Consider the following 4,362-nt stretch of genomic DNA (forward strand, 5'->3'; position numbering starts at 1 on the left):
GCCCACGACGGCACTTGATGTCACGGTGCAAGCTCAGATACTCGACCTGCTCCGCGGCATCCGGCGTGAACGCAAGCTGTCGGTCATTCTGGTCTCTCACGACCTTGGCGTGATCGCGGAAATGTGCGACCGCGTCGTCGTCATGAAGGACGGCGCGGTGCTGGAAATCGGCTCGGTCGATCAGATCCTGCGTGACCCCGCCCATGAATACACGAAGCGCCTGATCGCTTCCCAACCCTCGCTGATGAAGCCGACCACGCATGCATGCCCCGTGGCGACGGAACCGCATCTCCTGGTGAAGAACCTGTGCGTGAACTTCTACCCAGGGCAGAGCCTTGCAGCCTGGGCGACACGCAAGCCGCCGCAGATCGTGCGCGCGGTCGACAATGTTTCGCTGGCATTGCGGCGCGGTGGGGCACTGGGGATCGTCGGCGAGTCCGGTTCCGGCAAGAGCACCATAGCCCGGGCCATTGCAGGCCTGGTGCAGCCGGAACAAGGAGAGATCGAGGTGGACGGCCAATCGCTCGATCGCGCGCTAAGGCAGCGCCGACCGGAGCAGGTTCGCAAACTGCAGATGGTGTTCCAGGACCCGTTCATGTCCCTCAACCCGGCGTTTACGGTTGCGCGAACTCTGGCCGAACCGCTGCGGCAACAGAACATCTGCCCGGAAAGAGACATCCCGGAGCGGATCCGCGAGCTGATGGAAAAAGTGGAATTGCCACGCCAGTTGCTGGACCGACGCACCACGCAGCTTTCCGGCGGCCAGCGGCAGCGCGTCGGCATCGCCAGAGCCCTGGCGCTGGAACCTGAGATATTGATCGCCGATGAAGTCACCTCCGCTCTGGACGTCACCATCCAGGCCCAGGTGCTCGGCCTCTTTGCGCGGCTGCGCCGCGAATTGTCGCTGACGCTGATCCTGATTTCCCATGATCTGGGCGTGGTGCGTTATCTCTGCGAGCACGTTGCGGTCATGCAGCACGGCAAGCTGGTTGAGTATGGCAATACGGAAGATGTCCTGGATCGTCCGCAGCAGGCCTATACGCGAGAGTTGATCGCCGCTATCCCGAAACTCTCGCGTCGAACGAGCAGCGGAATCCAACCAGGAGACACCCCGCTACTGGCCGCCGGAAGCAAATGCTGAGCCTTCGGGGCCGGGCTACTGTGCCGTCCAGCCGCCGTCCATCTGCAAGGTCGTGCCGGTGATCTGCCTGGCTGCGTCCGAACACAGGAACAGCGTCAACGCAGCAAGCTCATCGACGGTGACGAATTCCTTGGTCGGCTGGGCAGCGAGCAGCACATCGTGCTTGACCTGTTCCTCGGTCATGCCGCGCGCCTTCATGGTGTCGGGAATCTGCCTTTCGACCAGCGGGGTCCAGACATAGGGTGGGCGACGCCTATTTGGCGATCTCGAGCAGGGACGATACCAGAAGCTCTCGCTCATCTTTCGACAGGACATCCGAATCGAAGAGGTTCATGCTGCGCAATCCCTCGATGGCGAGATAGCAGATTAACAGCGATTTGAGATCCGGCGTCTCACCTTTCAGCCGCTCGAAAAGCTGCCTCTTGAAGGTCTTTATCGGCATCATGAAATCGGGATCCTCGGCGATGGCCGAGAAAATCCAGGACGCCGACGGCTGCTTTTCCTCGCAATCATTGGCTGACAGCCTGATGTAGACAGCCAGGGGATTTTCGTCCTTGTCATTTGTGCGGGCGGCTTCCAGTGCGTGCTCGAACTCACGCAGATAGCCTTCGACCAAACCTTGCATCAATTTGGCCTTGGTCGGGAAATTGTAGAGGAGCCCTCCCTTCGACACGCCGGCACGGCTGGCTACGGCATCCAGCGACAGGCTGCCTGGTCCGGATTCCCGGGCAACATCAGCCGCCGCGGCGAGAATCTTCTCGCGCGAATTCGGTCTTTGGGCTCTCATGGGGCCTCCCATCGCAAGCTTAGGCCCAATTGACAAGACCGTCCAGACGGTACAGGAAGACCGCCATTATTTGAAATCGGGACCCGCAGTCGATATGTGTCCCGATATCCGCGCTTCGCGCCGGATTTCGACTGAGGGGACTTCCTTGTTCAAGCGCATACTCCGTATCTTTATCATTGTTCTGGTTCTGGCTCTGCTCGTCGTCGTGGTCGGCGGCATCGTCGGCTTCAACTTCCTGCGCGACAACGGCATCAAGCAGTATTTCGCATCGATGAAGCCGCCGGCGGCAACCGTGTCGACCACCATCGCCAAGCCTTCGGCCTGGACGCCAGGCGTCGAGGCTATCGGTACGGTCAAGGCTGTGCGCGGTGTCGACCTGGCGGTCGAGACCACCGGTATCGTCAAGGACATCCTTTTCCATGCCAACCAGAAGGTGGCCGACAATGCGGTTCTGCTGCAGCTCGATGACGCCGTCGAGCGCGCCGATCTCGACGCACAGAAAGCGCAGGCCGCGCTCGACCAGACCTCGCTGGCCCGCGCCATTGAACTGACCAGGCGTGGCGTCGGCTCCGACTCGACGCTGGACACGGCGCGTGCGGCGGCCTCGGCCTCGGCATCTCAGGTCACCAAGCTGCAGGCCGTACTCGAACAGAAGCAGCTGACGGCGCCTTTCGGCGGCACGGTGGGCATTCCGAAAATCGATATCGGCCAGTATCTGGCGCCCGGCACCGCCGTGGTGACATTGCAGGACCTCGACACGATGCGGGTCGATTTCTCGGTTCCCGAACAGCAACTCGCCTTGCTCAAGATCGGCCAGACGATTCGATTGGGCCTTGGCGGTGAGGACAGGCCATTCGCAGGCGCCATTCGCGGCATCGACCCGAAGATCGACTCGTCCAGCCGGCTGGTGAACATCCGGGCGGAAGTCGCCAATCCCGATGGCAAGCTGACCCCCGGCCAGTTCGTGCAGGTGCGTGTCGAGCTGCCCGAAGAGCAGAACGTGCTGACCCTGCCGCAGACGGCGCTGACGACAAGCCTCTATGGCGACTACATCTTCGTGGTGCAGCCGGCCAAGCCTGCCGAGGCGGCCCCAGCCAAGCCGGAGGAAAAACCCGCCGCGCCGTCAGCCGACAAATCGGCGGAAGCCAAGCCTGCGGACACCAAGCCGGCCGATGCCATGAAGCCGGCGGCTGATGCAGCCAAGCCTGCCGCCGATGCGGCAAAACCAACCGACAAGGCTGCCGATCCGGCCAAGCCGGCGGCGGAAGGTGACAAGCCCGCGCTCGTGCTGTCGCAGGTGTTCGTCAAGCCCGGCCGCCGCAATCAAGGCATGGTCGAGATCGTCGAGGGGCTGAAGGCCGGCGACGAGGTCGTCACCGCCGGCCAGAACCGCCTCTTCAACGGCATGTCCGTCGTTGTGGACAACACCATCGACCCGACCAAATCGGCGAACAAGCAGGCCGAACAGCAATGAGCTTTTCAGATCTCTTCATTCGCCGGCCTGTTCTTTCGACGGTCCTTGCCTGCATGATCCTGCTCCTGGGTTTCCAGGGCATCTTCAACCTGTCGATCCGGCAGTATCCGAAGGTCGACGAAACCGCGATCACCATCACGACGGCCTATCCAGGCGCCAGCGCCGATCTGATCCAGGGCTTCATTTCCGCCCCGATCGCCCGCGCCGTCGCCTCGACCGAAAACATCGACTACGTCACCTCGTCCAGCCGCCCGTCCTCCAGCACCGTGACCGTGCAGATGAAGCTCGGCTCGAACCCCGACGTCGCGCTGACCGAAGTCCTGTCCAAGGTCCAGGGCGTGCGCGGCACCTTGCCGGACGCATCGAAGGACCCTGTCATCGTCAAGGGCACCGGCCAGCAGTTCGCGATGATGTACATCTCGATGCAGAACCCGAACATGACGAAGGAGCAGCTGACCGAGTATATCGAGCGCGTCATCAGGCCGCGCATGTCGACGGTCGAAGGCGTCGCCGACGTGCAGATCTTCGGCGCCCAGGAATACTCGATGCGCGTCTGGATCGACCCGGTCAAGCTTGCCGCGCGCGGCGTGACGGCCTCCGAACTGCTGACGGCGATCAACAATTCCAACTTCCTGTCGGCGCCCGGCAACACCCAGAACGAGTATGTCGTTTCCTCGATCACCGTGCGCTCGACATTGCAGACGCCGGAGGCATTCGCCGAGCTGCCGCTGCGCTCGACTGACGGCAATGTGGTGCGGTTGCGCGACGTGGCTCGCGTCGAACTCGCCGCCGAGAACACCGACACCCGGGTCTCGTTCAACGGCAAACCCGGCACCTTCCTCGCCATCTTCCCGACGCCGGCAGCCAATCCGCTGACCACGGCGGCGGCGCTCACCAAGCTGGTGCCGCAGATTCAGGAGACGCTGCCGAAAGGCATGACGATCGAGGTCGTCTACGACG

4 protein-coding genes and 1 pseudogene are annotated in these 4,362 nt (G+C 62.5%); 3 read left to right on the top strand and 2 right to left on the bottom strand.

Features of this window, described 5'->3' with window-relative positions; genetic code table 11:
• Positions 1 to 1,141 (top strand): ABC transporter ATP-binding protein (locus tag EN906_RS24335; RefSeq protein ID WP_164777319.1); only part of this gene is annotated, 1,141 nt, incomplete at its 5' end.
• Between the two features lie 15 nt (positions 1,142 to 1,156).
• Here EN906_RS24335 and EN906_RS24340 read toward each other — a convergent pair.
• Together EN906_RS24340 and EN906_RS24345 are read right to left on the bottom strand one after the other, a co-directional pair.
• Positions 1,157 to 1,381: pseudogene (locus tag EN906_RS24340) on the bottom strand (SDR family oxidoreductase); the annotation flags it as partial.
• A 13-nt stretch (positions 1,382 to 1,394) separates the two neighbouring features.
• The gene (locus EN906_RS24345) at positions 1,395 to 1,928 is read right to left on the bottom strand and encodes a TetR/AcrR family transcriptional regulator (protein WP_023811021.1); all 534 of its coding nucleotides are present in this window, start codon (positions 1,926 to 1,928) and stop codon (positions 1,395 to 1,397) included.
• A 145-nt stretch (positions 1,929 to 2,073) separates the two neighbouring features.
• On the opposite strand from EN906_RS24345, the gene EN906_RS24350 reads away from it, so the two are divergent.
• Together EN906_RS24350 and EN906_RS24355 are read left to right on the top strand one after the other, a co-directional pair.
• The gene (locus tag EN906_RS24350; RefSeq protein WP_127272038.1) at positions 2,074 to 3,402 is read left to right on the top strand and encodes an efflux RND transporter periplasmic adaptor subunit; all 1,329 of its coding nucleotides are present in this window, start codon (positions 2,074 to 2,076) and stop codon (positions 3,400 to 3,402) included.
• Positions 3,399 to 4,362, top strand: a 964-nt coding sequence (locus EN906_RS24355; RefSeq protein ID WP_164777320.1) for an efflux RND transporter permease subunit, incomplete at its 3' end; no start/stop codon positions are given. The genes EN906_RS24350 and EN906_RS24355, both read left to right, overlap by 4 nt.

Origin of the sequence: Mesorhizobium sp. M7A.F.Ca.CA.004.06.1.1 (assembly GCF_003999135.1) — a bacterium.
Taxonomy (GTDB): Bacteria; Pseudomonadota; Alphaproteobacteria; order Rhizobiales; family Rhizobiaceae; genus Mesorhizobium.